The 24271-nt window shown below is 71.4% G+C and carries 28 protein-coding genes; 11 read left to right on the top strand and 17 right to left on the bottom strand.

Translation table 11 applies throughout. The features are described from left to right. Positions 1-24 precede the first annotated feature (24 nt). A complete protein-coding gene (locus ACSNN8_RS24490; RefSeq protein WP_436651800.1) occupies positions 25-249 on the bottom strand; it encodes a hypothetical protein in 225 nt (74 codons plus the stop codon). Positions 250-511: 262 nt separating this feature from the next. Here ACSNN8_RS24490 and ACSNN8_RS24485 point away from each other — a divergent pair, with 262 nt between their 5' ends. Further along, positions 512-961, top strand: coding sequence for a DUF5994 family protein (locus ACSNN8_RS24485; protein ID WP_436651798.1), 450 nt, complete (start codon positions 512-514; stop codon positions 959-961). A 49-nt stretch (positions 962-1010) separates the two neighbouring features. Here the strand turns inward: ACSNN8_RS24485 and ACSNN8_RS24480 are convergent, their stop codons facing one another. The 4 genes from ACSNN8_RS24480 to ACSNN8_RS24465 all read right to left on the bottom strand — a co-directional run bounded on the left by ACSNN8_RS24480 (position 1011) and on the right by ACSNN8_RS24465 (position 5208). After that, on the bottom strand, positions 1011-3245 hold the full coding sequence (locus ACSNN8_RS24480; RefSeq protein ID WP_436651797.1) for an RCC1 domain-containing protein: 2235 nt from the start codon (positions 3243-3245) through the stop codon (positions 1011-1013). Beyond that, on the bottom strand, positions 3242-3856 hold the full coding sequence (locus ACSNN8_RS24475; RefSeq protein WP_436651795.1) for a hypothetical protein: 615 nt from the start codon (positions 3854-3856) through the stop codon (positions 3242-3244). The genes ACSNN8_RS24480 and ACSNN8_RS24475 overlap by 4 nt, the downstream gene beginning before the upstream one ends. 46 nt (positions 3857-3902) lie before the next feature. After that, positions 3903-4544 carry a hypothetical protein gene (locus ACSNN8_RS24470; protein WP_436651793.1) on the bottom strand — a complete coding sequence of 214 codons (642 nt, stop codon included), beginning with the start codon at positions 4542-4544 and terminating at the stop codon, positions 3903-3905. 73 nt (positions 4545-4617) lie between these two features. Continuing rightward, on the bottom strand, positions 4618-5208 hold the full coding sequence (locus ACSNN8_RS24465) for a signal peptidase I (RefSeq protein WP_436651792.1): 591 nt from the start codon (positions 5206-5208) through the stop codon (positions 4618-4620). 141 nt (positions 5209-5349) lie between these two features. On the opposite strand from ACSNN8_RS24465, the gene ACSNN8_RS24460 reads away from it, so the two are divergent. From ACSNN8_RS24460 to ACSNN8_RS24450, 3 genes are read left to right on the top strand one after another with little or no spacing between them, the layout of a single operon-like run. Then, on the top strand, positions 5350-6231 hold the full coding sequence (locus ACSNN8_RS24460) for a hypothetical protein (RefSeq protein WP_436651791.1): 882 nt from the start codon (positions 5350-5352) through the stop codon (positions 6229-6231). 46 nt (positions 6232-6277) lie between these two features. Next, positions 6278-7831, top strand: a complete 1554-nt coding sequence (locus ACSNN8_RS24455; protein ID WP_436651790.1) for a diguanylate cyclase — start codon at positions 6278-6280, stop codon at positions 7829-7831. Beyond that, positions 7828-8376: a hypothetical protein gene (locus ACSNN8_RS24450; RefSeq protein ID WP_436651789.1), complete on the top strand. Its 549-nt coding sequence runs from the start codon at positions 7828-7830 to the stop codon at positions 8374-8376. Before ACSNN8_RS24455 ends, ACSNN8_RS24450 begins: the two co-directional genes overlap by 4 nt. 9 nt (positions 8377-8385) lie before the next feature. Here the strand turns inward: ACSNN8_RS24450 and ACSNN8_RS24445 are convergent, their stop codons facing one another. Next, positions 8386-9051 carry a VOC family protein gene (locus ACSNN8_RS24445; protein ID WP_436651788.1) on the bottom strand — a complete coding sequence of 222 codons (666 nt, stop codon included), beginning with the start codon at positions 9049-9051 and terminating at the stop codon, positions 8386-8388. A gap of 85 nt (positions 9052-9136) precedes the next feature. Between ACSNN8_RS24445 and ACSNN8_RS24440 the strand changes: the two genes are divergently transcribed. Next, the gene (locus ACSNN8_RS24440) at positions 9137-10168 is read left to right on the top strand and encodes a hypothetical protein (RefSeq protein WP_436651786.1); all 1032 of its coding nucleotides are present in this window, start codon (positions 9137-9139) and stop codon (positions 10166-10168) included. Between the two features lie 73 nt (positions 10169-10241). Here ACSNN8_RS24440 and ACSNN8_RS24435 read toward each other — a convergent pair whose 3' ends face one another. Genes ACSNN8_RS24435 through ACSNN8_RS24425 form a run of 3 tightly spaced genes read right to left on the bottom strand, consistent with a single transcriptional unit; the run spans position 10242 to position 13164 of the window. Next, on the bottom strand, positions 10242-11864 hold the full coding sequence (locus tag ACSNN8_RS24435; protein ID WP_436651785.1) for an RICIN domain-containing protein: 1623 nt from the start codon (positions 11862-11864) through the stop codon (positions 10242-10244). Beyond that, complete coding sequence (locus tag ACSNN8_RS24430) at positions 11861-12514, bottom strand: PulJ/GspJ family protein (RefSeq protein ID WP_436651784.1); 654 nt, start codon at positions 12512-12514, stop codon at positions 11861-11863. Before ACSNN8_RS24430 ends, ACSNN8_RS24435 begins: the two co-directional genes overlap by 4 nt. After that, positions 12511-13164 carry a type IV pilus modification PilV family protein gene (locus ACSNN8_RS24425; RefSeq protein WP_436651783.1) on the bottom strand — a complete coding sequence of 218 codons (654 nt, stop codon included), beginning with the start codon at positions 13162-13164 and terminating at the stop codon, positions 12511-12513. Before ACSNN8_RS24425 ends, ACSNN8_RS24430 begins: the two co-directional genes overlap by 4 nt. Before the next feature lie 110 nt (positions 13165-13274). Here ACSNN8_RS24425 and ACSNN8_RS24420 point away from each other — a divergent pair, with 110 nt between their 5' ends. From ACSNN8_RS24420 to ACSNN8_RS24400, 5 genes are all read left to right on the top strand, one after another. After that, on the top strand, positions 13275-13469 hold the full coding sequence (locus tag ACSNN8_RS24420; protein WP_436651782.1) for a hypothetical protein: 195 nt from the start codon (positions 13275-13277) through the stop codon (positions 13467-13469). A 111-nt stretch (positions 13470-13580) separates the two neighbouring features. After that, the gene (locus ACSNN8_RS24415) at positions 13581-13868 is read left to right on the top strand and encodes an NAD-dependent epimerase/dehydratase family protein (protein WP_436651780.1); all 288 of its coding nucleotides are present in this window, start codon (positions 13581-13583) and stop codon (positions 13866-13868) included. Between the two features lie 9 nt (positions 13869-13877). Continuing rightward, positions 13878-14306 (top strand): hypothetical protein, encoded by a 429-nt coding sequence (locus ACSNN8_RS24410; RefSeq protein WP_436651779.1) that lies wholly within the window; start codon positions 13878-13880, stop codon positions 14304-14306. 48 nt (positions 14307-14354) lie between these two features. Beyond that, a complete protein-coding gene (locus ACSNN8_RS24405) occupies positions 14355-14975 on the top strand; it encodes an SGNH/GDSL hydrolase family protein (RefSeq protein WP_436651777.1) in 621 nt (206 codons plus the stop codon). A gap of 62 nt (positions 14976-15037) precedes the next feature. Further along, entirely contained in the window at positions 15038-15718 is a 681-nt protein-coding gene (locus ACSNN8_RS24400; RefSeq protein WP_436651776.1) for an alpha/beta hydrolase, read from the top strand. Between the two features lie 9 nt (positions 15719-15727). Here ACSNN8_RS24400 and ACSNN8_RS24395 read toward each other — a convergent pair whose 3' ends face one another. The 8 genes from ACSNN8_RS24395 to ACSNN8_RS24360 form a co-directional block, all read right to left on the bottom strand. Continuing rightward, entirely contained in the window at positions 15728-15874 is a 147-nt protein-coding gene (locus tag ACSNN8_RS24395; protein ID WP_436651774.1) for a hypothetical protein, read from the bottom strand. A gap of 6 nt (positions 15875-15880) precedes the next feature. Next, on the bottom strand, positions 15881-16069 hold the full coding sequence (locus ACSNN8_RS24390) for a hypothetical protein (protein WP_436651772.1): 189 nt from the start codon (positions 16067-16069) through the stop codon (positions 15881-15883). A 104-nt stretch (positions 16070-16173) separates the two neighbouring features. Next, a complete protein-coding gene (locus tag ACSNN8_RS24385; RefSeq protein ID WP_436651771.1) occupies positions 16174-18144 on the bottom strand; it encodes a DNA/RNA helicase domain-containing protein in 1971 nt (656 codons plus the stop codon). Positions 18145-18213: 69 nt separating this feature from the next. Next, a complete protein-coding gene (locus ACSNN8_RS24380) occupies positions 18214-18570 on the bottom strand; it encodes a nucleotide pyrophosphohydrolase (RefSeq protein WP_436651769.1) in 357 nt (118 codons plus the stop codon). Between the two features lie 45 nt (positions 18571-18615). After that, positions 18616-19557: a cyclase family protein gene (locus ACSNN8_RS24375; RefSeq protein ID WP_436651767.1), complete on the bottom strand. Its 942-nt coding sequence runs from the start codon at positions 19555-19557 to the stop codon at positions 18616-18618. Positions 19558-19624: 67 nt separating this feature from the next. After that, positions 19625-21070, bottom strand: a complete 1446-nt coding sequence (locus tag ACSNN8_RS24370) for an MFS transporter (protein ID WP_436651765.1) — start codon at positions 21068-21070, stop codon at positions 19625-19627. Between the two features lie 15 nt (positions 21071-21085). Beyond that, positions 21086-22093, bottom strand: a complete 1008-nt coding sequence (locus tag ACSNN8_RS24365; RefSeq protein ID WP_436651764.1) for a PDR/VanB family oxidoreductase — start codon at positions 22091-22093, stop codon at positions 21086-21088. 6 nt (positions 22094-22099) lie between these two features. After that, positions 22100-23290, bottom strand: coding sequence for an aromatic ring-hydroxylating dioxygenase subunit alpha (locus ACSNN8_RS24360; protein ID WP_436651762.1), 1191 nt, complete (start codon positions 23288-23290; stop codon positions 22100-22102). A 116-nt stretch (positions 23291-23406) separates the two neighbouring features. Here ACSNN8_RS24360 and pdxY point away from each other — a divergent pair, with 116 nt between their 5' ends. Then, positions 23407-24258: a pyridoxal kinase PdxY gene (gene pdxY / locus ACSNN8_RS24355; protein ID WP_436651760.1), complete on the top strand. Its 852-nt coding sequence runs from the start codon at positions 23407-23409 to the stop codon at positions 24256-24258. Positions 24259-24271 lie beyond the last annotated feature (13 nt).

Below are 24271 nucleotides of genomic sequence, written 5' to 3'. Positions count from 1 at the left end.
CCGCTCGACGGGGTTGGCGTCCCGTCAGAGCACAGCGCCGCGAGGCGCGACCTCGATCGCCGCCACCCCCCGCCCGTACAGCACGACGAGCCGGTCACCGTGGTTCGCGCGCAGTACACCCGAATCCTCTGCCAGTGTCGCGATCACGTGTTCGACAAGCTGGTCCTCGTCGGAGACGTCCGGCTTGTCGTACGTGATGTCCATGCGGTCGCCGCCAATGAGCCGGACGCGTAGCACCGTGGTCGCCATGTCCAAACGCTACCCGCACGGCTGCCGTAGCCGGTCACGCTGTCGCGAGCCGCGCGGCCCTCTCGCGCAGCCATGCCACTGAGTGTCGAGAGCGTACAGTGGGTGGTAACCGGTGGCTTCGTCATCGGTGCCGGCCTCGGCCGGCGTGCGCGGCGCGGCACGTGCCGGAGCCGCGCCCTTCACCGGCCTCGGTGGACCTCGTCTCGCCCTTGTCATCGGGCTGGGCCCGCGCCTGCGTTGGTCCTGACGACGGGAACCTCTCATGGCATCACCGACCTACCAGCCTCATTCGCCCACCCCCTGCGCATCGCCTCAGGTGCAGCCCGAGCCGAACGGATCTCGTCGCACATCCCTCGACGCGGACTGGTGGTTCAGTTCGACCGACCTCGACGCGGAGTTGCGCGTCCTGGTGCCGGTCCTTGATCACGTGCGGGGTCCGGTGAAACGGCTGCTGTTGAGCGCCGGAGGCTGGGCGGCCCGGCCGCACGAGATCGTCATGGACGGCCGCACGGTCACCGTCGGCTACCTGGCTGCGCAGTCCCCCTTGATGATGACAGTGCTCTGCGCCGACGGCGGCACGTTCACCATGCGGGTGGCTCCCCCGGGAACGACACCCGGCGCACCGAGCCGGCCGGGAACCGGACGGGACGAGAATCGCTGCCGGATCGAGGAAGGCGGGCTCGGCCTGCCGCCGAACCGGGCAGCTCGATGACGCCGGCGATCGGACCGCGCACCCGCCAGGACCGTCGCACGGGGTCGCTCTAGTAGCCGATCAGCGACATCATGTTCGAGGCGGGACCGCCGGCCAGGGGGCGGCCGGTCACGCCGATTCGTACGGGTGTGAGTTGGTCGGTGAACGAGCTGCCCAGACCGAGCTGACCCCGGGAGTTGGCGCCCCAGCACCAGACGGAGTTGTCGGCGCGGACCCCGCAGGTGTTCGGGTTGCCGCCGCTCACCTTGCGCCACGCGCTCGACCCGGTGGTCTGGGTGGGCACGTATTTGTCGCTGGTGGCGCCGTTGCCGAGGCGGCCGTTCCACCCCGTGCCCCAGCACCACAGCGTCCCGTTGTTCTTGATCCCGCAGCTGTGGTCGGTGCCGAGTCCGACCCAGATGTACCCGCCGGTGCCCGAGACGGCGGTGGGGGAGAGGGCCGGGGGAGCGCCGGAGCCGAGGCCGAGCCGGCCGCTGCCGTCGCTGCCCCAGCAGTAGATCTTCGTGTCCGTGCGCAGCGCGCAGGCGTGCTGGAAACCGGCGCTCACCTGCACCCACCCGGTCGCGGCCGGGCTGGTCACCGGCGCCGGAGTGGTCTGCGGCGTACCCGAGAAACCCTGGCCGGTCTCGCCGAAGGTGTTCTGGCCCCAGCAGTACATGGTGGTGTCGGAGCGGATGCCACAGGTGTAGAGGGCGCCGGCCGAGATGCTGGTCCAGCCGCCGGCGGCCGGGCTCGTGACCTGCACCGGGCTGTTCTGCTGAGTGTTGTTGCCCTGCCCGGTCTGCCCGTAGTTGGCCGCCCCCCAGCACCACAACGTGGTGTCCGTGCCGACCGCGCAGGCGTGCACGTTGCCCGCGGTGACCTGGCTGAACGCCGTACCGGCGGTGGTGGTGACCGCGGTCGGCGCGAAGTGGCTGGCGGTGTCGCCCGTACCCAGCCGGCCGCCGGACTGCGGGCCGAAACAGTAGAGCGCGCCGGCGTCGCGGATGCCGCACGCGAACTGGTCGCCGACCGCGGACTGATGCCACGTCGTGGCGGTGCCGACCTGGGTGGGCAGGAAGAGCGGCAGACCGGTCAACCCCCAGCACCACAGCGTGGCGTCCGTGCGGATCGCGCAGGACAGGTTGGCGATCTCCCCGGGCGCCACCGTCGACCACACCGATCCGCCGATCCTGACGGGCGAGTACTGGTCGGTGACCCCGCCGTCGCCCACCTGGCCCCACGTGTTCGCGCCCCAGCACCAGAGCGAGTTGTCGGTCCGGGTGGCGCAGGTGTGCGCCTGACCGGCGGACACCGATCGCCACGTGGTCGTGATGCCGCCGACGAGCGCCGGGCCGGTGGTGGTGGAGGCGGTGGAGCCGCGGCCCAGCCGTCCGGATGCGCCGTCGCCCCAGCAGTAGAGCTGGCCGGTGGTGTTGATACCGCAGGTGTGGTTCGACCCGGCCGTGACGCTCGTCCAGGATCCGAGGACCGGCGCCGGCGAGGGGAACGGAGCGGTGCCGACCTGGCCGAGCCGGTTGGCGCCGCCGTCACCCCAGCAGGACAGCGCGCTGCCCTGCAGGCCGCAGGCATGCTGGTAGCCCAGCGCGACGGAGGTCCACCCGCTGCCGGCGACCGGCAGGGGCGTACTCGAAGAACCGGGCGTGGTGGCGCCGATGCCCAGCTGGCCCTGGGAGTTCCTGCCCCAGCAATAGAGGGTGCCGTCCGTCCGGGTGGCGCACGTGAAATCGGTGCCGGCCGACACCGACGACCATCCCGCGGCGGCCGGGATCGTCACCTGGGCGGGCGTCTTGGCCGACGTGATGCTCGTGCTCTGCGCGAGCTGACCCGAGTTGTTGGCACCCCAGCACCACAGCGTGCCGTCCGACTGGATCCCGCACGTGTGGTTGGACCCGGCCGCGACGGTGGTCCAGTCCGCCGTGCCGACCTGCTGGGCCGTGTAGTGCGCTGCCGTGTCGTTCACGCCCTGTTGCCCGCTGCCGTTGTTGCTGCCGAGGCAGAACAGCTTGCCGCCGGCGATCCCGCACGCCAGGTGGTCGCCGACCGTGGCCGAGGTCCAGCCGGTCGCCGTGCCGATCCGGCTCGGGCTCAGCTGGACGCCTCCGTTGTCGCCCCACACGTACAGGGCGCCGTTGATCGAGAAGTCGGTGTCCGAGGCGAACGAGTTGCCGGTGTTGGTGATCGTGGAGATGAAGACCGCCTGCGCGGGTACGACGACGAACCACGCCAGGACGACAACGACGGCGACGGCGGCGGCGAGCGCACGGTAGGAGCGAGTGATCATGCCCGCGCATCCCAGGTGAACGACGCCGTCGCCGACCGGCCGCGCGCCGCCGCCGGGTCGAGCACGTCGACGGTGAGCTGATACCAGTGCGCCTCGTTGGTGGCCCAGTTGAGTTTGGGGTCGGTGAGGCCGGTGGCCTGGCCGGACGGGTATCCCGCGAGGGTTCCGCTGTAGAGCACCCCCGGGCCCAGCAGGTTGTAGTCGGTGGTGTCCGCGGTGAAGCCGGTGCAGGCGGGGAACGTGCCGGTCACGCCGGCGCCGCGGGTCACCGACACCATGAGGTGGTCCTCGAGGCCGGTGCCGCCGGTCGTGGCGCCGAACAGCCTGATGGTGGAGTTCAGCGTGCCCTCGTACACGACCTTGACGCACCGGCTGGGCGCGACACCCGGCCGGAGCCCGGTCACCGTCATCAGCGTCTGACCGGCGGAATTGTCGGTGAGCACCACGGTTCCCGCGTTCAGTTGGTTGCCCGGGCTCGTCGTCCGGCCGCTGAAGGCCGAGTGGGTCGCGTTCGCGGTGAGCAGCGCGGCGACGAGGGCGCCGGCGACCAGCGAGCGCGCGACACGGCCACCGCCGTTCCGGCGGTGGCGCCCGCCGGTACGAGTCCTCACGAACACCCGATCGGCGTCATCCGGCCAAAAGAAAGCACAACGGCGATCAGGCCTGTGCTTCCCAGACGACCTTGAATCGGACCGCGTCGCCCTGTGCCGAGTTGGTCGCCGCGGAGGAGAACGCGTAGGTGAACTGGAAGGTTCGCCACTGGTTGCGGGTGACGGTTCCCCAGTTCGACGCCAGGCTGTGCGCGAAGTCGGTGTTGGCAGTGGCGAGCGTACGGATGCTGGTGGCCGGCGTCACGTCGGTGAAGGTGCCGGCGCAGCTGTTGCCGGGATTGCTCGCGGAATCGGTCGTGCTGACCTGGATGCGCAGCGTGGTGAGGTCGTCGACCTCAGCGGCGGTGGTGGTGTCGGTCAGAGGCGCCCAGATTCCACTTGTCATGTCGTACTCGGCGGCGTCGGTGAAGTACATCCGGATGGCCGGCGAGGTCAGCGAGCCCGTGTACTGCACGCCCATGCACACCGTGGCCGAGGCGCCCGGCGCCAGCGGCGCCGACGCGGTGTCGAACATGGCCGAAGCGGTGTTGTCGGCGATGCTCACCGTACCGGCGCCGAGCGTGTTCACGCCGTTGGACGTGGTGGCGCTGAACGCGGCGTGCGAGGACTGCCACACGACGGCCGAGCAGGCCATGAGACCGACCAGAACGGCGAGGGCGCCGCGGCGACGACGCTTGTTGTCGGACACTTGTCGAGCTCCTGTCTTCCGGCTGGCGAGAGGGGGTTCTCGCGACACGGGGCGATTCGTGTCCAGCCGGGTGTCATTTCGGTTGCAGCTCGGGGCGGCTCCAGGCTTTCGGCGGTTGCAGAACGGTTGCCGGTTTCCGGGCGCGCGGCTGCCACATGATCAGCGCCAGCAGAAGGACGGCGGCGGCCACGACCGGGATGAGCTCACCCTGGCGCACCCACAGGAACGGCAGGCCCGCGAACGGCACGCGGAGCTTGGCGATCCCCACGACGTCCGACGGGGGCACGGGGGTGCTGTCCGGGGCCGCGTTGGCGTCGCCCTGCAGCACCAGGCGGCCGTCGTCGTCGTAGCGCACGAGGCGGTGCATCAGCAGCTCGCCCGGCTCGACCGGATCCTCGACCAGTACGACCGTGCCGGGAGGAATGCTGCTCCGGCCGATGCCGTGCACCGGCTGGGCCGCCACGACATCGCCCGGCCGGATGCGCGGTCCCATCGAGCCGGAGACCACCACGGTGGAGGTCCACCCGAACAGGACCGGTGCGACGGACACCAGCAGCATCCCCACGACGAAGGCGACGACCACGTCCCGCAGATCCAGCAGCGCTCCGGAAACCTGCTCGGCCGGGTCCCAGGCTCTGCGATGCCGGCCCGCGCGCGACCGCATCGCGCCCCCTCCCTCGACCTTCTGTCCTTTCCATCGGCGCCGGTACGGATGTGCTGAGCCATGCCGGAGGGGTGATTCCTCAACAGGGCCCACCCCGTACCGATAGCCACTTGCCGGCCGGGACACCGAGGGGAGAGGGCGTTGGCTGACCTTCTGCCGTCCGACGCCGCCCCCACCCGGCTGACCGCCCCCGTGCTGATCACCCTGGGCGCAGCCGGAATGCTGCTGTTCGCTGCCGCCGGCGGACCGGCCACCGGCTCGTCCGACCGGCTCGAGCAGATCTCCCTCGCGGCCGGCGACAGCTCACGGGCGCTGTTCGAGGCGCGGCAGCTGGTGCCCGGCCACACCGTCAGCAACTGCCTGTCGATCACCGGCGGCGGCAGGAACGGCCGCGAGGTGCGCCTGAGCGCCACCGACCTCACCGGAACGCTCGTCAGCGGGCTGAACCTGCGGGTGGAGGTCGGCGTCGGCGGCTGCGCCGTCTTCACCGGTCGCACCGTGTTCGACGGCCCGCTGACGGCCCTGGCCGCGGCGGGCGCCACCGGCGTCACCACCGGCTGGGCGCCGGTCGCCCGCGAGACCCGCACCTATCGCCTGACGGTCCGGGTCGCGGACGACAACCGGTTCCAGCACGCCACGGCGGGCGCCACGTTCTCATGGCTCGACGTGGCCCGGGAAGAACCGAAGTCGGCCCGGCAACCGTCGCCCGGGACCCCGGTCACGTCGGCGCCGGCGGACGATGAGCGCCGGCCTGCGGGACGCACTCCGCCGGAATCACCGGACAGTACGCACTCGTCCGGCCCCGGCCTGCTTTCCGCCCTGGCACAGACCGCGTGGAAGCTGCTCGTCGCCACCGCGGGGCACCCGTGGTACCTCGCGATCTCGCTCATCGCGATGTGGCTGTTCCTGTTCATCGCCGACCGGCGCGAGGAACGAGACCCCAAGCTGTCGCTGGCCCCGGTGCTGCGCGACCCGTACCTGACCTTCCCCCGGAACGAGGACCACCGTGCCGAGACGGACTGAACATGCGCGCACCTCGAGACACGGCCTGGTCAAACCCGGTGAGCTGGTGCCCATCGCCGACCGCATCCGATGGGTCCTCGGCTGGCGGGCCGTCCTGGCCGTCATGGTGCTGGCCATCTTGTGGTTCAGCGACGCGCCGCACGGCTCGGACACCACCTGGGTCGGCTGGGCGGTCGCCTGGCCCGCCGTCACCGCGCTGTCGTTGCTCGCCCTGCGGGCCGGGCGGCGCGTCGCGCGGGGTTCGCTGACCCTGTCGCTGCTCGGCGACGGCATCCTCCTCGGCGCCGCGAACTGGGCTCTGCCCGACCAGCACGACGCCCTGGCCTTCCTGATCGTCCTGCACGCGATGGCCGTCACGCTGCTCGCCTCGTTCCGCACCGGCATCCGGATCGCGATCTGGCACTGCGTGATCACGGTGCTGTTCGTCGACGCGATCACCCTGGGAATGCTCGCGGACACCCGGCCCAACGTCTCGGGGGCCACGCTCTGGCTCCAGTTCGCCGCGCTGTGGCTGGCGGTGCTGAGCACGGCCGCGTTTGCCGCCAAGAACGAGCGCGAACTGCGGCGCCGCCGCCACGACGCCGACCTGCTGCGCCAGTTCGGGCTCGAGGTGACCTCGGCCCCGGACACCGTCACCGTGGCGGCCGCGCTGGCCGAGTTCGGCCACACCGAGCTGGCGGCGCGCCGCACCCTCGTGCTCGCGCACATCGACGGCCGCGGCGCGGGCGGCGAGCGGCGCGGCATCGCGGTCACCGTCGGGAACGGCCGGGTCGTCCCGCTGAGCGATGTGGGCCCGGACAGCGAGCCGGGTCCGCGCTCGGTGCTGCGGCGCGCCATCACGGCGGGCCCCCAGCTGGAGCGTGGCATCGACCCCCGGACCGACCCGTGGCTCGCCCGGATGCTGCCGGACGCCCGCAACATCGTCGTCGTGCCGTTCGCCCTCGACAAGGTCGCCGGTGCGCTCGTCGTCGAGGTGGCTCGGCGCCGGGTCGAGCGCCGGGTCGTGGAGACGACCGCGCAGGCGGCCCTGCACGCCTCGGTGGCACTGGACCGCGTCACCCTCACCGAGCAGATCCGGTCCGCCGCCGAGACCGACGGCCTCACCGGCGTCGCCAACCGTAAGCGGTTCGACGAGGCGTTCGCGGCCGAACTGCGGCGCTCCGCAGCCGACGGCACCGACCTCGCCCTGACTTTGGTCGACGTCGACCACTTCAAGAAGCTCAACGACACCTTCGGCCACCTCACCGGCGACGAGGTGCTCCGGCTGATCGCCGCCGCCATCACACAGGCGGCCGGCGACACCGACCTCGTCGCCCGCTACGGCGGCGAGGAGTTCGCGGTCATCATGCCCGGCCGGGACGCCGCGGCGGCGCTGGCGGTCGCCGAACGGATCCGTCTGCGGATCGGCGCCATCGGGACGGTCGCGCCGGTGTCGGCCAGCCTCGGCGTGGCCATGTGCCCGGCGCACGGCACGGAACCGGCGGACCTGATCGCGTCGGCCGACGCGGCGCTCTATCGCTCGAAGGGCGACGGACGCGACCGGGTGACATTCGCCGAGGCGGCGTCCGGGTCGCAGCTCCGGTCGTGGGCGGTGCGATGAACCGCCGCCGGATCGCCTTCCTCGCCGGCCTGGTGACCGTGGCCGGCGTGGTCGTGCAGGCGACCCACGCGTCGCTGTCGGAGACAGTGGTCAACTCGGGCAACAGCTGGGCGACCGGGGCGGTGACGGTGACCGACAACGATCACGGCCAGGCGCTGTTCTCGGACACGGCGCTGGCGCCCGGCACCGGACCGGCCACGTGTGTCGAGGTCACCTATCGCGGCGACGTCGACGCCGAAGTCCGGTTGTATCTCACCGGCCTGGACGAGCGCGGGCAGCGGCTCGGCACCCTGTTGAGGCTGCGCATCGACATCGGGTCGGGCGCCTCGTGTGCCGCGCCGGGCACCTGGATCCTGCTCGGCGACGCGACCCTGCGCGAGACGGCCGCGGCCAGGAACTGGTCGACCGGGCTCCGGCCCGGGCTGTGGCGTCCCCGGCCGGCCCAGACGCGGCCGTACCGCTTCACGCCCACGCTCGCCGACGACAACGCGGCGCAGGGCAGCCGGGCGGACTTCGGGTTGATCTGGGAGGCCCGCAGCCGATGACGGCGAGACCTAGGGGGCACCGGGCGTGCGGCGGCTCAGCCATGGGCCGAGGCCCTGGTCGTTCTCGGCGGCGATGAAGGCCGCCGGCGCGTTGATCAGCGCCTCCTCGGCGTGCGTCAGGCAGCCCCACACCGTCACGCCCCAGGTGTCGGCGAGCTTGACCTCCGCCGGCTGCGAACAGGAGCCGCCGTCGGGGGCGCCGATCTGGCACGAGGCCGGCGCGTCGCCGCGACGGCTGAGCGCCTCGGCGGCCTGCCGGATCAGGGAGGAGCGGGTTGCCGGGTCGACAGGGGCAGCGGTCCCGGTCCGGGGGGAGCGTTGCCCCACCAGGACGACGTTGCCGTCGGGGTCGTGGACGCGGATCTCACCGCCGGGTGCGTGGTCGGGACGACCGACCACCTCGTACGGGCGCCCCACCTCCTCGAGCCGCTGCTGGACCCGCTGCAGGTCGAAGACGTACAGGTAGACCAGCAGGGGCAGCTCGGCCTGGAACAGCGGAGGCTGGACCGACGCCAGCAACAGGGTGTGCTCGCCGCACTGCAGGTACGACCAGCGCGCGTCGTTGTCGCCGCCCGTCTGGGCCTCGCGGTAGCCGAACAGCTCGTAGAAGTCCCGGGCGGACTCGATGGCGCGTACGTACAACACCGGCACCGCCGCCTGTACCCCGATCTGCATGCGCGCAAGGTACCGCAGCGGGGGACCCCGGGCACCGGCCTCCCCCGCCGGGGTGAGGACGGCGGCGAGGTGGGTAGGCGACCGGATGCGTTGGACGCGCGAGGACGAGCCTCGATCCATCACGGCGGTGCTGCTGCTTCTGCTGACCGTACTGCCGGCCGCCGGGTCGCCGCCCGCAGTGCGCGAGGGCCCGGCGCGGGCGGTGGCCGGATATCTCGGCGTCGTCGCCCGGCGCGACGGCACCCTCAGCGCCGCGCAGACCGACCGGGCCGCGGCACTGCGCGACCGGCTCTCTGCCGTACAGCGGGACAGGCTCGACGAGGTGCTGGCTGGGGCCTTACCGGCGGCGCAGGGCTACCTCGCGGCGGCGTTCGCGGCCGGGCACCCGGTCGCCGAGATCGCGTCGTTCGCCGCGACAGTCGCCGGGCGTACGCCGTATTGGTTGCGGAGCCGCCTGCGGCCGGTCGATGCCACGAGACCCGGCGCGGTGCAGTTCCGCGGCAATCGGATCGGGCAGTACGACGACACCACGTGCGGGTCCACCGCCGTGCTGGTCGCCCGGGCGTACGTGGATCCGCTGTACGCGCTGTACCTGACCACCGGCGGCCGACCGGGCACCGCGGAGGAGTCCGACGAGCGCTTCCTGCGCCGGTTGCAGGAGGAGGAGCAGCGCATCCACGACGAGACCGACGTGCTGTGGCCGCAGATCGCCGGGACGCCGCCCTGGGGGCTCAGCGAGCGGCTGAACCGGGACCCGGTCGCGCTGGGCGGCCGGTACCGGTGGCGGCCCGCGCTGCCGGTGCCCGGCGTCGACCGGGCGGTCCTGCGGCAGGCGCTGACCGAGGCGAACCGCGGCTACCCGGTGCCGGTGCTGATCGGCGACGTCGTTCCCCGCCACTACGTGCTGCTGTTGCGGCACGACGACGCGGGCGGGTGGTTCTACGAGCCGACCACCGCCGAGATCGTTCTCGTGCCGCCTCGTGACCTGGACCGCCGCGACTTCGGCCGGCTCGGCTATCCCCGTCTCGCCGGCGTGATTCTGCCGTCGCCGGGAAACGGCTCGATGTCGGGCCGGGGCGCGAGTCCGGACAGTGGCCGGGGAACGCAACAGCAGTAGATGCCGCCGGTCGCCGTGCTCGACCCCGAGCTCTACGCGCAGACCAGGGGCGCGCGGACACGCGGTCGTGCTTCTACTTCTCGCGGTAGTCCGACACCACGGAGCTCAGGATGCTGGGTGAGGCGTTCCACTTCTGCAGGTTGGCACCCGTGCAGGCGGCCAGGACCAGCTTGCTGATCTTCATGGCGCTGAACTGGTCCCAGTAGTCCGTCGGCGACGGCTGCATGCAGTACGGGGCCGACGCGTTCGTCCCGAACGTCGACTCGATGCGGTACGAGGTCTGGTTGACGCCGGTGAACACCCGCCGCGTCCACATTTGGTTGGCGGGGATGGCGGTCGTCAGATCGCACAGCGCAACCCGCACGTACGCCCCCGCCGCGGTCGAACCGGGACTGTAGAGGCAGTACGTCGTGACGCCGTTGCTGCCCTTGAGATAGACCCGGCCCTGCCCCGAGGTGCTGCCCGTGGCGACAGCGGGCAGGAACCACACCTGATTCCACTGGATGATCTTGTTGGGTGACTGCTTGCACGGGAAGACGACCAGGAACGCGTAATTGACGTCGTTGGCCGTCACGTCCAGGCAGCGGCCGAACTGGTCGTAGTTGACCAGCTGCTTGGTGACGTCGCCGGCAGCGCCGGTGCCCGCGCTCGGGTCCGGGAAGAACGTCTTGTACTTGGTGTAGTCGCCGGAGATGCCGCTGCACGGGGTGCCGTCGGTGCCGTCGCCCTGGGTGTTGGCGACCCGGTTGCTGTTGTTCCCCAGCACGTTGTTGATCACGACGGTGGGCGGCACCGTCGTCCAGTCGACGTTGAAGCACTTGCCGTTGGGGTTCTCGCCGTCGGTGGTGCCCTCGAAGTTGTCCCGGTTGTTCAGGCTCCAGATCTGAGTGCGTTTGGTCGCGTCGCAGTCGGCGAAGGTCACGGGAGTGTGGTCGACGCTGGCCGCGGAAAGGCAGGCGCCGTGCGGGAAGCTCGCCGACCCCTCACTGCCCTTGAGCTCGACCAGCAGAGTGGGATTGTAGGTGAACACCTGCTTCGGATCGTTCGCGGCGCAGGTCGCCAGGACCAGTTGCGCGCCTACGGCCAGCGGGAGCGAGTCGGCCGGGCCGCGCGGCGCGGCGAGGCACTGGTCGCTGTTGTAGACCTTGATCGTGCCGCCGGGCACGTTCGGCTTGGTGCGGCTCTGGAACAGGTAGGTGGCCTGCAGCGACCGTTTGGCGTTTCCCGCCGTGCCGGTCGCGGCCAGCAGCGCGTACATCGGCGCGGTGCTGACCCCGCCACCCGCGGCGCAGCCGAGGCGGTTGGTGCGTGCCCACGACTCCTGGTCGGTGTCCGACGGCGGGACGGACGGCACGTAGTAGACGTTGACGGTGTAGGCCGTCGGCCGGCCGGCGGCGACCGCCCCGGAGAGAACCAGGTTCGGGCTGCCCGCGCCCGCGACGCAGGGCAGGCTGGACAGCGCCGCGTCGCCGGTGGCGTTGACCGGCAGGCCCCGCAACTGGGCCAGGCCGGTCTCGACGCCGCTCTGGGCGGCGTTCAACGCCATGGACCGGTCGGCGTCGTACCGGGTGTTGCCGAGCTGCCGGACGACGGTGTTGCCCAGCAGCGACAGCGCGCCCATGCCGACGATCGTCAGGAGCATCACCAGCGGCAGGGACCCGCGCTCGTCAGTGGGCCGCAACCAGCGCATCGTCATGACCGGACCGCCGTGTCGTAGCAGGGCTCCGCCGTGGCGGCCAGAGCGTTCCCATCGGCATCGAGCGCGGTGCTCGCGTACGTGTTGAGAGCGGTGTAGGTCAGCGCGCTGCTCTTGGCCGACGTGCCGGAAAGGGCGCTCAACCGCACGGTGAGCAGCTGGTGGTTGAGCGCTGCGGTGGGCTGCGTGCGCACGAACGGCGCCGACCCGGCGGTCGTCGTCAGGTTCGCCGCCAGCGGTGTCCACGTGGTCAGGCTGCCCGGCGCCGCCTGCTTCCAGGATCGCTGCTGCAGTTGCAGGTTCTGCGGGTCGGCCCCGGTCAGCCGCAGCTGCACACAGCGCTTGACGTAGGTTGACTGGCCGGGCACCGGCGCCAGGGTCAGATATTCGACGTACGTACCGCCGGCCTCGGTGTGAACGGCGCCGATCGAGTACGCGTACCGCAGCGAGTTGTCCAGGCGCAGCAGCGCCTGGCTGAGCTGGGACTGGATCGCCAAGTCGGCCTCTCCCGCGGCCGCGGTGCGGTAGATCTGCAGAATGCCGGTCGTGAAGATCGTGCCGACGATCGACATGATGCCGAGCACCACCAGGATCTCGACCAGGCTGAAGCCGTCGTCGTCGCGCCGCCCGGCGCCGGTCCGGGCGGTCATCCGCCGAGGAAGGGGTCGGTGACGGCCGAACTGAACAGGCCGGCCTCGGCGTAGGCGCAGGTACCGCCCTCGCACTGGGCGTCACTCCAGGTGACGGCGACGACCAGCCGAACCAGCGAGGCGGAGGTGACCGTCGTGCCACAGCTGATGTCCGCGGTGCTGGTGGTGACCGCGGGCTGCGAGCAGGCGCCGACGTGGTAGTAACGCTTGAACCAGCGGCCGTCGAGCCGTACGACTTCCGGGTCGAGGGGCGAGTCGACCACCGACCCGTCCGGCTGGGTGCCCGGCTGGGGCACGGTCAGCGTGCCGGCGGCGGCCGCGTCCCAGCGCACGGCGCCCGCGAGCAGCGTGCCGGCCACCGGCGCGGCGACGGGCGAGCAGCCGCTGTCGCACGCGGCGCGGCCGCTGAGCAGCGCGGAGCCGCGCACGCCGCGCGCCTTCTCCATGCCGTCGACGGCCAGCTGCACCGCGGTGTCGCGCAGCGTGGCATAGCGCTGCGCCTTCCGGGAATTGATCATGAAGACCGTCAGCGACGTCAGCACCATGGTGAGCAGGGCGAGCGACACGATGACCTCGACGAGGGTGAACCCTTCGTCGTCGCAGCGGGGCTTCGAGGTCACGATGTACCGATCGGCCACCGCCGTGGACATCTGAAGCTCCTTGTCGTTCCGGTTCCACCTGTCCCTCGCCGCTGCGACCTCTTTCGCCATGATCGCGACGAACGTGTGCCTGCGGCGGCTCGAGCAGCGGGGAACGACGGGTGCTGCCGGCCGGCCTGGGCGGCCCGGACACCGACTGGCAGCCGGGGGCGCGTTGCGCGCCGGCCGAGACGCGGTGGGTGGGCCCGCTGCCGGTCGACCCCGGCCAGGAGGCCGGCCGACGGGAGCGGGACGGCATGACCGAGCCGAGCAGCCCGGCGATCCGCAACCACCTGCTGTGCTGCCCGACGGCGTAAGGCGGATCGACGTCTTCCTGCAGCCCGATCTGTTCCCGATCTTCCGGCAGCCGGTGAGTCTGCCGCCCGGGCCGGATCTCCCTGTATGACGACAACACCAGGAGGGATGCGATGACGGCAATCGCCGGAAGATCCGTACTTGTGGTCGGTGGCAGCCGCGGCCTCGGGCGCGGCATCGCCCATGCCGCACGCGATGCCGGGGCACGGGTGACCGCTGTGGCCCGTGACGTCGTTGCTTCGGACGGCATCGACGCGGAGCGGGGCGACGCCACCGACGAGACGTTCGCCGACAAGGTGCTCGCCCGTGTCCGCCCCGACCTGCTGGTCGTCACGGCCGACGCGATCCCACCGATGGGGCGGCTGACCGAGCACACCTGGGAGACGTTCTCCGCGCACTAGCACACCGACGTGCGGATCGCGTTCGCCTGGCTGCGGGCCGTGCTGCGGCTGCCGCTTGCGTCCGGCGCTCGGGTGGTGATGTTCGGCAGCGCCGCTGAGCTGCGCGGCTCCCCGCTGAGCGGGGGCTATGCGGGCGCGAAGGCCACCGTACGGCTGATCACCGGCTACGCCGCGGGCGAGGCGAGCGGTACGGGCATCACGATGACCACCGTGCTGCCGGTCATCACGCCCGGCACGACTGTCGGTGACACCGCGATCGAGGGGTACGCGCGAAGCTCCGGCCGGACGCCGCAGCAGTTCCGTGACGCGTTGCCGGCCGCGCCCAGCCCGGCGTCCGTGGGAGCTGCCGTGGTCGGCCTGGCGGCGATCCCCGACGCCGATCTGGCGAGCGCCTATCTGGTGGATGCCGGCGGGCTGCGGCCGCTCGGTTCGGCGTGATCCTGCCGCCGTGGGAAGCGACCCGGAGGTGGGGCAGTTGTACCTTGAGTGACACTCAAGTTCGCGATCTTCGGCGACTCGATCGCCTACGGCCAGGGTGCCTCCTCCGCCGCCGACACGGTGGCGCAGCGTCTCTCGGCCGATATGACAGCCCATGACCTTCCCAACGAGGTGCGGGTCTTCGCCGTGCCCGGAGCCCAGAGCCGCGACCTGCGGGCCCAGGTGGAGCGGGGACTCGCCTGGCGGCCGCAGCTCGCACTGATCATCATCGGGGCCAACGACCTGACCCGCTTCGTGCCGCCGGAGCAGGCCGCCGCCCAGCTCGCCGACGCCGTCCGGCGCCTGCGCGCGGCCGGCGCCGAGGTGGTGGTCGCGCCCGCGCCCGACCTCAGCGTGGTGCCGTGGGTGCCGCCGCAGATGCGGGCGATCGTCCGGGCCGGCAGCCGGGTGCTGCACGACGCGCAGAGCCGGGCCGCGCTCGCCGAGGGCGCCCGGGTGGCCGACATCGGGATCACCTCGGCGGCGGGCTTCGCCGTCGACCAGGACCTGTTCAGCGCCGACCGGTTCCATCCGTCCAGCGCCGGGTACGCGGTCATCGCCGGCGCGCTGGCCGCCACGGTGCGCGAGGCAGCGGCGGCGGCCGTCGCCGGCCTCGAGGATCGGGTCTGACGGCTGCTTCCGGGGCGCCGATGGCCGCGGTTTCACGCCGGTCGGCCGGGGTAGGCGGCCGGATGAGCAGAGGATCGGGGCAGGCCGGTCGCGGCCGGCTGGGCGTACGCCTCGGAGCGACGCCGTCCGCGACCGGCCCGACCGGGACGATGCCGATCGAGGACACCGACGGCGGCCTGCTCGCGCTGGTCTTCGTCCCGCAGCCCGCCGGCGGCACCGCGTACCGGCTGGTGGTGTCGTTGCACGGCGCGGGCGGGTCGGCCCGGCACGGGCTCGGCCTGCTGCTGCCGGTCGCCGCCGAGCAGGGCCTGCTGATCGTCGCGCCGCAGTCGTCCGGGTCCAGCTGGGACATGATCCACGGTCGCTTCGGCCCGGACGTACGGCGGCTCGACCGGGTGCTGACCGGGATCCTCGAGCAATACCCCGTCGATCGGATGGCCATCGGCGGGTTCTCCGACGGAGCCTCGTACGCCCTTTCGCTCGGCATGGCGAACGGCGACCTCTTCGAGGCGGTGCTGGCCTTCTCGCCGGGCTTCGCCGCGCCGCAGGTCCGCACCGGCGAGCCGCGGATCTTCGTGTCGCACGGCACCGCCGACCGGGTCCTTCCCATCGACCGGTGCAGCCGGCGCCTGGTGCCGCGGCTGCAGGCCATGGGCTACGACGTCACGTACGAGGAGTTCGCCGGCGGCCACGAGGTGCCGGCCCACCTGGTGCGGCAGGCCGCGGCATGGTTGCCGGCGTAACGCTCGCGCTCAGTCCGAGGGCTCCGTCGTTCCGGCTTCCGGCTCGTCGGACTGCTCGGGCCCGACACGGACGTCGTCGCCGGCCGGCAGAACCGGCGCGTCACCCTCGGTCTCGGTTCCGTCGTCGTTGGTGGGCTGCTGCGGTTCTGTGGTCATGGTGCCTCAGTCCTGGGGCTTGAGCGGTTCGTCGGGCAGCGAACGTGCCGGCTGATCACCGGCCGGGCCGCCGTGAGTCGGCCGCGCCGTCGCCTCGGGGGTGGTGCCGGGTTCGCCCTGGGCCCGTTCGGGGTGGGCGTCGCTGTCGGCCAGGGAGCCCTGGTTGGCTCCCGCCCTGTTCTCCTGCTCGGACACGTCGGTCCCCTCTGTTCCGCCGCGATGGCTGGCAGGGCCTGGCATACCGTTTCCCGAGTCATGTAAACGCCACTACGCTCGGTGCCCGCGGCCGGAGAAGGCCTTCAGCTGGAGAGAGCCTCGTCGGCCGGATTGACGATGCTGGCGAGCATCTCCACCGTCCGGGGGTCCGTGGAGTAAAGGATCACGCCACGCATGGCCCGTGTCAGCAGGACCCGGTACTGGTTGCGCACCCGGGCTGCAGCGGTGGGATCGCGGCGGTGCAGGCTGACCAGCTTCTTGTACTTCGACTCCTCCATGCGCACGGTCATCTGCTCGGTCTCGGCATTCCACACCAGGTCGGGGCCGATGATGACGCCGCAGCGGTCGAACTCGAAGCCTTGCGCGGTGAAGATCGAGCCGACCTGTTCGGCGCCTCGCGGGTCGTGGGCCCAGGCGGTGTCCCTCGGGAAGCCGTCGATGCCCTTGCGGAGGTTCCAGCGCTTGTGCCAGCCCTCGATGGAGATGTCGGCGGGAACGTCCTCGATGGTGATGGCCCCGGGAGGCGGGGTGCTCCATTCCCAGCAGAAGCCGGCCAGCAGGCGCGCCTTCTCCTCGGCGGCGTTCTCGAGGGTGAGGCGTTCCAGTTCTTGAGGGGACCGAGCGACCCGTACGGTGAAGTTGTCCTCGTCGTGCCAGACGGTGGGCGTGCCGTCGAGGAGGGCGTCGACCCAGGCCTCGTACGCCTCGGAGCCGCCGCTGCGGTGCTGCTCGCGCAACTCGAAGATGTCGAACGAGGCGCCCGTGCGCTGAGCGACGCTCAGTGCCTCGTCGATGGTGACGAAATCGCGGTACGTGGACGCCTGGTCCTCGTCGATGAACAGGACCAGCACCTTCGCCGACTTCTTGAGTTCGAAGATCTGCGTGATGTGCTGTTCTTCCAGCTGTTGTTGCAACGTGCGCGGATTGGCATGGCCGGTGCGTACCGTGTATTGCTCGAGCCGGTGGGCCTCGTCGACGATCAGCAGGTCGAGCGGGTGGCGCCAGCGCGAGCTGTCCCAGTACGTGCGGGCAGAGGTGATGAGCTCCTTGGCGGGTGCGTCGAAGGTGGAGCGGAAGTCGGCGGACTTCTGCAGGGCCTCCCGCAACGAGCCGGAATTCGTCGCGTACGCCACCTGACGCCGGGCGTGCGCGTTCGCGCCCAGCAGGTGCATGGCGATCCACGTCTTGCCGGTCCCTGGGCCGCCTTTCACGACGAAAACGGCCTGATTGCGGTCGGCGGTCACGCTCATCGCGTCCGAGACCGCATTCTGAATCTCGGCGAAGATGGCGTACTGGTCGTCGGTGAGCGGATAGCGGGCGGGGTCGCTGAAGATTGCCGCGGCTGCCTCGAGCAGAGCCGGGCCCTGCTCGTAATGGGCGTCCATGAGCCGGTCCTTGACCGGCGTGCCGCTCCGATCCGCATCGAAGATCTCGAGGAGCCGCTCGCTGAAGCGCCGGCGCCCCACACCGTCGCCGCTGAACGTGCCGGTGCTGCGGCGGTGACCCGCGGTCCGCAGCGTCTCGATGGACGCCTCCGTCGCGTTGTGCAGAAAAGCGGCCGCCTCGATCGTCACCTCGGATTCGTCATGCATGCCCGAGGTGTAATTGCGAATGAATTGCGCGTACGCCGCCGCCTGATCATAGGGGTGACGCGGCGTCTCGTAACGCGCCCCCGTGTCCGTGACCTGTTCGCGCACGGAATCCCAGACAGCCCGCTGCCACTGCTTGAGCTCCACGACGACGTATGCCGGCCGCCCGTTGTCACCGACGCCCATGAGCACCGCGTCGGCCCGGCGGAATCCCGCGTGGAACGGCCGGAACTCGAGCGCGATCGAGAGCCGCGTCAGGCCGGCCTCGTGCAACACATCGGCGAGCGCGGGCAGGCTCGCGGCCCAGGAAGCGGTCTCGCCACGATCGAGTACGGGCCGGTTGTTGCTCAGCAAGGCAATGAGGTTCGAAATGGTGTGCGGTCGAGTAGCGTCGTGGAAGTCCTGGACGGAACCGATATAACCTGCGCGCCGCACAAAACCCCCTCGAAGGTCCCCGCGGACCATTCCGGACACCTTAAAAAGGGGTCGGGTGGGCAGCGGCCTAGTTGGCGGGCGACTAGGTTGAGCGGGAATTCAGCGTCTTTTCGCGGCGGAACCGCGGGCGGCCTCGACGGGGTAGCGGCGGGCGGAGTCGGTGAGCTTGTCGTTCGCCGCCTCGATGAGGTCGACGCCGAGGACGTCGGCCAGGCGGGTCAGGTAGATCATGACGTCGCCGATCTCGGCGCGTACGCGGGGGCCCAGCTCGGGGTCGGCCATGACGGTCCGCGACTGCTCGGGAGTGAGCCACTGGAGCTCGGCGAGCAGCTCGCCCACCTCGCCGGCCAGGGCCATCGACAGGTTCTTCGGGGTATGGAACTGCTCCCACTGACGGTCGGTCGCGAAGGCACGCACGCGGTCGGTCAGGTCGGTCAGGTCGTCGTTGGTGGCCACGGCAGCAGCCTAGGTGGGCGCATGGCCCGGAGGCGGGTGGCGCGGTCAGAAGAGGGCGATCGGGTTGACCGGGCTTCCGGAGGTGCCGGCGAAGCGGACCGGGGCGACGGTGAGGTGGAAGTCCCACTGGCCCAGCTCGGCCGCCGTCGTGGCGCACGCCTCGAGGTCGCAGTTGTCGAGCAGCCACAGGCCCATCGCGACGAGGCCCACGGCGTGCACCGGCATCAGCACGTCGTCGTAGCCTGCGGGCTGTACGTCCTGAGGGGTGTCGGCGCCGATCAGTGCCACCTCCCGGTCGTGCAGCCAGGGCAGGCAGGACGCGTGCCAGCCGGGGTGGGTGAAACCGCCGGCCGTGCCGGTCTCGTGCCGGGCGCGGCCGTGGCCGGTGCGCAGCAGCACGGCGTCGCCGGACCGGACCCGTACGCCCTGGCGACGCTCGGCCTCCTCGAGGTCGGCGGGGAACACACCCTGCCCGGGTTCCAGCCACGGCACGTCGCGGACGGCGGCGATGTCGAGCACGACGCCACGCGTGCTGATGCCGTTCGCCGCCGCGGTGACGGCCGCCCAGGCCGAGCCGGTTGCGGCGTCGACCAGCGAGTGCGACCGGCCGTTGTACATGGTGCCGTCCCAGTAGAGGTGGCACGGCGAGTCGAGGTGGGTGACGGAGTTGCCGTGGAACGTGAGGCCGAGCCGCTCGGACGAGAAGCCCCAGCGGCGGTCGGCCTGGAAGGCGGGCAGCGGCATGTTCTCCGCTCCCGGCATGTCGGCGGCGCGGGGGCAGGTCGTCGTCGACCGCTCCATGTCCTGCGGTCCGGCGACCTCCCACGCGCACGACACGCTCCGGCCGTGGCGCACTGCCCGCGCCGCCGCCAGCCGGACGTCGTCGGTGATGTGGTTCAGCGTGCCGAGCTCGTCGTCGTCGCCCCACCGTCCCCAGTTCGAGAGCGTACGGAAGTACCCGAGCACGTCGTTCCGGTCTGCCGTCATCCCGGGCATCGCCTCCTTCGGGCCGCGGTAGGAAGCGCCCCGAGCAGGGTATCGGCCCGGGCCGGGGTCAGGCGGGCTCGAAGTCCTCGTGGTGGGCGGGGGTCCGTTCGCGGACGAAGACCCACAGCACGAAGGCGACGGCCATGATGGCGGCGGCGACGAACACGCCGGGCGCCCAGCTGCCGGTCTGGTCGCGCAGGATGCCGCTGACGACCGGGCTGGCGACGGCGCCGATCTCGGAGATCAGGTTCTCCAGGCCGAAGGCCGAGCCGCGCTGGTCGTCGGGCACGAGGTCGCCGGTCATGCCCTGAGCGATGGGTTGCAGGGCGTTGAAGAACAGGCCCGAGGTGAACAGCAGCGCCCCGAGCAGCAGCAGCGAGGGCTCGCGGCCGCCGGCGATGCTCCAGCCGAACAGGACGACCAGCACGGTGTAGACGGCGGTGCAGCCCAGCAGCAGCGGCTTGCGTCCGGTGCCGGTGCGCACGGCCCGGTCGGCGAGCCAGCCGCCGACGGGGAAGCCGATGATGCCCGCGCCGGCGTTGAACGCGGCGGTGAGCCCGGCGGCCACCAGGCTGCTGGAGGCGGCCTCGCGGACGATCTGGACCGACCAGAAGCTGAAGAACCACAGGTTGTACAGGATGGCGATGTAGCCGACGTAGATCAGCGTGATGTCGCGGCCGAACAGCGTCGCGCCCTGGCCGGAGCCGCGGACCCGGTGCACGATGACGACGATGTAGATCAGCGCCAGCACGCCGACGGCGGAGGCGGTCGCCCATTCCGGCCAGCCGAACGTCTCGGCCACCAGGAAGATCGCCACGATGAACACGAAGGTGGGCAGGGAGTAGAGCGCGAGCCGGCCGGCCGGCGCGCCCAGGCTCAGCGGGCCGCCCAGGCGTGAGCGGAAGTACGCGAAGGCGACCGCGGCGATGACGATCGACACGCCGCCGAAGATGTAGAACGGCAGCCGCCAGGCCTCGTCGCCCATGCCGAGGTCGCCGCCCCAGTTGATGAAGATCGGCGTGAGCAGGATGCCGGCGGTCAGGCCGATCGACAGGCCGGCGATGACCACGCCCAGCCCGAGCGTGCGGCGGGGGACGGGGGTGTGCTTCATGATCAGCGTACGGTCGTTGGAGTAGAACACGCCCTCGCCCAGGCCGGTGAGCACGCGGGCGGCGACGAACGCGACCAGACCGACGAGCGCGCCGGAGAGGATCGTCATGATGCCGGCCCAGAGCAGCGACACGACGATCATCTCGCGGTGGCCGTACCGGTCGCCGAGGCGCCCGCCCGGGTACTGGGTGAGCATGTAGCCGGCGAAGAACATCGAGCCGACCAGGCCGCCGAGCGTGGCGGGGTTGGCGGCGTCGCCGATGAAGCCGGACTGGGTGGAGATCATCCACGCGATGACCGGTCCGGTGACCGTACGGTCGGCGTAGCTGATCACCCAGCCGAACAGCAGCAGTGCCCACAGGCTGGTGTACCGGCCGGTCGTCCGGCTCGTCAGGGAACTCATGGTCACCTCACCTCCTCAGGGGATGTCGATGGTGAGCACGGCGTCGCCGGGGTCGGTCCCGACGCCGCCGGTGCGCTGGCTGACCGCCCGCGAGACGCAGGTGCACATGCGGTCGCCCCGGCCGTGCTGGGCCTCGCTGAAGAACACGTCGCGGTGGTCGAGCAGCCCGTGCGCCTCGAGGACCTTGACCTCGCACAGCCCGCACTCGCCGCGCCGGCAGTCGAACATCATGTCCGCCCCGGCCGCCTCGAGCGCCTCGAGCATGCTCACGTCGTGCGCGACGGTGGCCTCCAGCCCGAGCCGGGGGATCCGGACGCGGAACGACTCCGGGGCGAAGCGGCCGCTGCTGCCGAAGGTCTCGAAGCGCAGCCCGAACGGCGGCCGCCCGGCCTGGGCCCAGGCGGCGCGGATCGCGTCGAGCATCGGGATCGGGCCGCAGACGTACATCTCGGTGCCCGGGGAGCAGCCGTCGACCAGCTTGCGCACGTCGAGGCGGTTGTCCTCCTCGTCGACGTACACCTCCAGCCGGTCGCCGTGCTCGGCCTGCAGCTCGTCGAGGAAGGCCATCACCTTGCGCGAGCGGGCGCCGTACACGAACCGGTAGTCGGCGCCGCGGGCCTTGAGCGCCTTGCCCATGGCCACCAGGGCGGTGATGCCGATGCCGCCGGCGGCCAGGACGTACTGCGGGCGGCCGTACGTGAGAGGAAAGTTCTGCAGCGGCTGGGTCACGCTCACCCGGGCGCCGCGGCGCAGCGCGTGCATGTACGCCGAGCCGCCGCGGCTCTGCCGGGCCAGCTGCACGCCGAGCACGAGCTGATAGCCGTACGGTCCGGCGCCCACGATCGAGTACGAGCGGATGTCGCGGCTGCCGTTGACGTACACCTCGATGTCCAGGTGGCTGCCCGGCGGCGGCGCCGGACCCGGCTCGGCGGGCTCGAGCACGACCTGACGGATGTGCTGGGCCACCTCGCACACGTCGACGACCGTGGCCGGGCCCCACCGTTTCTGGCTGGTGGCTCCCATGGCGGCTCAGAGCCCGCGCTCGAGCAGGGTGGCCGGCTGCTCGAAGCGGCCGGGCAGGTCGGGGTTGACCTCGTGCGGGGGCACGGTCACGTCGGCCGCCGTGGGCGCCGGCGCCTGCCGTACGGCGTCTTGGGTGCCCTTCTCCTGCTCGGCGTCGATCATCCGCTGGACGAGCCGGCGCGCCCACATGCCGCCGGCGTCGATGTTGAGGTTGTAGAAGTCGTAGCCCGGGTTGGCGTCGATGCCGTTCTGCTGCGCCTCGAGCATCGTCTCGTCCTCGAAGAACACCCCCGACACGCCCTCGCGCAGCCGCGTGGTGATCGCCTGCTCGCCGAGACACCAGTTGCGGGCGAACGCCCACAGGTAGTGGCAGCTCTTGTCGGTCTCCGGGGTCATCGTGTTGAGCACCATGCCGTTGACGCCCTGGCTGAGGTCGCCCTGGGGCGCGCCCGTCCCGGCCTTGGCCACCCCGACGCTGATGCACACCGTCGCCGGCGCCTCGAACGTGATGATCTGCCAGCGGTCGACCGGTCCGTCGTACCCGGGGAACTTGTCCTGGAGGTTCTTGAGCCAGAACGGCGGCGCCTCGATGCCCATCATCCACTTGCTGACGGTCACCGTACGCTCGTCGTGGGTCACCTCCATCTCCGACTCGCTCAGCTCCTCCTGGCCGATGCTCGAGCCGTGCACGAACTGCTCGTGGGTGAGGTCCATGAGGTTGTCGGTGATCAGGCGGTAGTCGCACGCGGCCCGGATCGTCTTGCCGTCGCCGGCCCACTGCGGGTCGTGGTTCCAGTGCATGTCGGGCACCAGCGCGGGGTCTGCCAGCGCCGGGTCGCCCGGCCACACCCAGATGAAGCGGTGCCGCTCCACCACCGGGTACGAGTGCACGCTCGCGCTCGGGTTGATCGTCTCCTGCGCCGGCATGAAGGTGGCGCGGCCGTCGGCGTCGAAGCAGATGCCGTGGTAGCCGCACTGGATCTCGTCGTCGCCGTGCAGCCGTCCCATCGACAGCGGCACCAGCCGGTGCCAGCAGGCGTTGGCGAGCGCGACCGGCCGGCCGGCGGTGGTGCGGTAGAGCACCATCGGGCGGTTGCAGACGGTCTTGGGCAGCAGCGTCCGGGCGACCTCCACGTCCCAGGCGGCGGCGTACCAGGCGTTGAGAGGGAAGGGCTGCTGACCGGGGAACGGGAACAAGGGGTGCCTCCTGGAACCTGAGCTGCGCGTTGCGCCGACTGTCCCTCCGCCCGGACGGGCCGCCCAAGCGGGCTTCTGCCCAGCGGGAGGCGCCCCCGGGTCTCTAGGCTGGTGGGATGAAGGTCTTGTCCATCCAGTCGGCGGTCGCCCACGGCCACGTCGGGAACTCGGCGGCGGTGTTCCCGCTGCAGCGCATCGGCGTCGAGGTCGTCCCGGTTCTCACGGTCAACTTCTCCAACCACACCGGTTACGGGGCCTGGCGCGGGCCGCTCATCCCGCCCGCCGACGTGGCCGAGGTGCTGCTGGGCGTGGAGGAGCGGGGAGTGTTCCCGCAGATCGACGCGGTGCTCTCCGGATACCAGGGCGGGGTCGGCATCGGCGACGTCATCGTCGACGCCGTGCGCCGGGTGAAGGCCGCCAACCCCGCGGCGGTCTACGCGTGCGACCCGGTCATGGGCAACGCCAGGTCCGGGTGCTTCGTCGCGCCGGAGATCCCCGACCTGCTGCGCGACCGGGTGGTGCCGGTCGCCGACATCATCACCCCCAACCAGTTCGAGCTGGGCTATCTGACCGGCACCGAGCCGGCGAGCATCGAGTCGACGCTCGCCTCGGTCGACCTGGCCCGCGCCATGGGTCCCTCGACGGTGCTGGTCACGAGCGTGGAGCGCCCCGACCGCGAGGAGGGCACGATCGAGATGCTGGTCGTGGACGACGCCGGCGGCTGGATCGTGCGCACCCCGCACCTGCCGTTCAAGGCCAACGGGTCCGGTGACGTCACGGCCGCGCTGTTCACGGCCCACTACGTCGCCACCAAGGACGCCGCGGTGGCGCTGGAGCGTACGGCCTCCAGCGTCTTCGACCTGATCGAGCTCACCTACCGCTCCGGCGAGCGCGAGCTGCAGCTGGTGCCGGCGCAGGAGTTCTACGCCCACCCGCGCATGCAGTTCAGCGCGGAGCGGGTGCGCTGAGACGCGCGGCCGG

Origin of the sequence: Actinoplanes sp. URMC 104 (assembly GCF_051386375.1) — a bacterium.
GTDB lineage: Bacteria > Actinomycetota > Actinomycetes > Mycobacteriales > Micromonosporaceae > Actinoplanes.
The sequence above is the reverse complement of the archived record's forward strand: the minus strand, read 5'-3'. Positions and strand labels throughout refer to the sequence as shown.

Bases quoted from the DNA above. Each gene is read 5' to 3' on its own strand.
- ACSNN8_RS24490 (WP_436651800.1), bottom strand. From the start codon at position 249: ATGGCGACCACGGTGCTACGCGTCCGGCTCATTGGCGGCGACCGCATG.
- ACSNN8_RS24485 (WP_436651798.1), top strand. From the start codon at position 512: ATGGCATCACCGACCTACCAGCCTCATTCGCCCACCCCCTGCGCATCG.
- ACSNN8_RS24480 (WP_436651797.1), bottom strand. From the start codon at position 3,245: ATGATCACTCGCTCCTACCGTGCGCTCGCCGCCGCCGTCGCCGTCGTT.
- ACSNN8_RS24465 (WP_436651792.1), bottom strand. From the start codon at position 5,208: ATGCGGTCGCGCGCGGGCCGGCATCGCAGAGCCTGGGACCCGGCCGAG.
- ACSNN8_RS24450 (WP_436651789.1), top strand. From the start codon at position 7,828: ATGAACCGCCGCCGGATCGCCTTCCTCGCCGGCCTGGTGACCGTGGCC.
- ACSNN8_RS24445 (WP_436651788.1), bottom strand. From the start codon at position 9,051: ATGCAGATCGGGGTACAGGCGGCGGTGCCGGTGTTGTACGTACGCGCC.
- ACSNN8_RS24440 (WP_436651786.1), top strand. From the start codon at position 9,137: ATGCGTTGGACGCGCGAGGACGAGCCTCGATCCATCACGGCGGTGCTG.
- ACSNN8_RS24435 (WP_436651785.1), bottom strand. From the start codon at position 11,864: ATGACGATGCGCTGGTTGCGGCCCACTGACGAGCGCGGGTCCCTGCCG.
- ACSNN8_RS24430 (WP_436651784.1), bottom strand. From the start codon at position 12,514: ATGACCGCCCGGACCGGCGCCGGGCGGCGCGACGACGACGGCTTCAGC.
- ACSNN8_RS24425 (WP_436651783.1), bottom strand. From the start codon at position 13,164: ATGTCCACGGCGGTGGCCGATCGGTACATCGTGACCTCGAAGCCCCGC.
- ACSNN8_RS24415 (WP_436651780.1), top strand. From the start codon at position 13,581: ATGACGGCAATCGCCGGAAGATCCGTACTTGTGGTCGGTGGCAGCCGC.
- ACSNN8_RS24400 (WP_436651776.1), top strand. From the start codon at position 15,038: ATGAGCAGAGGATCGGGGCAGGCCGGTCGCGGCCGGCTGGGCGTACGC.
- ACSNN8_RS24395 (WP_436651774.1), bottom strand. From the start codon at position 15,874: ATGACCACAGAACCGCAGCAGCCCACCAACGACGACGGAACCGAGACC.
- ACSNN8_RS24385 (WP_436651771.1), bottom strand. From the start codon at position 18,144: ATGGTCCGCGGGGACCTTCGAGGGGGTTTTGTGCGGCGCGCAGGTTAT.
- ACSNN8_RS24375 (WP_436651767.1), bottom strand. From the start codon at position 19,557: ATGACGGCAGACCGGAACGACGTGCTCGGGTACTTCCGTACGCTCTCG.
- ACSNN8_RS24370 (WP_436651765.1), bottom strand. From the start codon at position 21,070: ATGAGTTCCCTGACGAGCCGGACGACCGGCCGGTACACCAGCCTGTGG.
- ACSNN8_RS24365 (WP_436651764.1), bottom strand. From the start codon at position 22,093: ATGGGAGCCACCAGCCAGAAACGGTGGGGCCCGGCCACGGTCGTCGAC.
- pdxY (WP_436651760.1), top strand. From the start codon at position 23,407: ATGAAGGTCTTGTCCATCCAGTCGGCGGTCGCCCACGGCCACGTCGGG.